The sequence below is a fragment of the Caballeronia sp. M23-90 genome (genome assembly GCF_053574605.1).
Map to the genome: position 1 here is coordinate 1 of NZ_JBSIPA010000820.1, position 1,323 is coordinate 1,323.

General features: G+C 62.7%; 1 pseudogene. It reads right to left on the reverse strand.

The window, feature by feature from the left end:
* Positions 1–180: 180 nt before the first annotated feature.
* Positions 181–1,323, reverse strand: a pseudogene (locus tag ACRXB1_RS36155) (NAD(P)/FAD-dependent oxidoreductase); the annotation flags it as partial.

Consider the following 1,323-nt stretch of genomic DNA (forward strand, 5'->3'; position numbering starts at 1 on the left):
TTGGAACATGCCATTGCCCGCAAGACGTCGCGCCGCGACGCACCGCGCCGCGTCAGGTTCTCGAGTTCGGATGCGAGCGCGGCATTGGCATGTTCCATGTGTTGCTTGTTCATTCGAACTTCTCCGCGAGAGTGTCTGGAATACAGCGTATTGGGGGAAACAGCGGGGTGCCCTGCGGGCTCAGACGAACACGTCCTTGATGCGGTAATACGTGCCAACGAGCGGCAGGAACCAGGGTTTGCCGGTGTGGCCTGGAATGGCCGGCCACTCGAACTCGCGCCATGGATTTGCGCTCTCGCGGCCATCGATCACATCAGCCATGACCTGGCCCATGTGCGTCGACATCTGCGTGCCGTGGCCGCTGTAACCCATGGAGAAATAAATGCCTTCGTGCTGACCTGCGCGGGGCAGGCGGTCAGCGGTGATATCGACAAGACCGCCCCAGCAGTAATCAATGCGCGCCTGCGCCAGCGCCGGGAACATCGCGGCAAGGTTTTGCTGCAGGATCCGCCCGCTCTTCGCGTCCGATGGCCGTTCCGACGCCGTGAAACGCGCGCGTCCACCGAACAACAAGCGCGAATCCGGTGTCACGCGAAAGTAGTTGTGCATCAGCCGCGTGGTCGTATAGGCGCGGCGATTCGGAAACACCTCGGCTATCAAGTGCGCCGGCAACGGCTCCGTCACCACGATGAACGATCCAACCGGCGCGAGCCTGCGCCTGTACCAGTTGAACGGCCCCTGTCGTGAAGGCCCCGTAGCCACGAGCACCTGTTTTGCCCTGATCTCACCCCGCGCCGACACGATCCGGTAGGCGCCCTCGCCGTCTTTTTCGATCACGCTCACGCCCGCGTTTTCATAAAGCTTAGCGCCGTATCGCGCGGCGGCATCCGCCAAACCGACAGTGAATCGGCCCATGTGCATCTGGCCACCATGACGCTGCAGCAATGCGCCGTGGAAACTGTCCGACTGGATCTCGGAGCGTAGCTGCTCGCGTCCGATGATCTCGATGTTCGTATCGACTTCGCGCCGGATGACTTCGGCGGTCTTTTCCAGATGCGCGAAGTGATGCGGTTTCGAGGCCAGCTTGAGCTTGCCCGACGGCAGGTAATCGCAATCGATGTTTTCTTCGCGTATCAGCCGCTCGACCGTATCGACGGCGCTCGCATAAGCGCGGTAGCAGGCGCGGGCCTTGACCACGCCAAGCTGCTCGACCAGCGCCGCGAAATCCTGCGCGACACCGGTGTTCACCTGTCCGCCGTTGCGCCCTGATGCACCGCCGCCAATGCGCCCTGCTTCCAGCACCGCCACCGAAGCGCCGCGCTA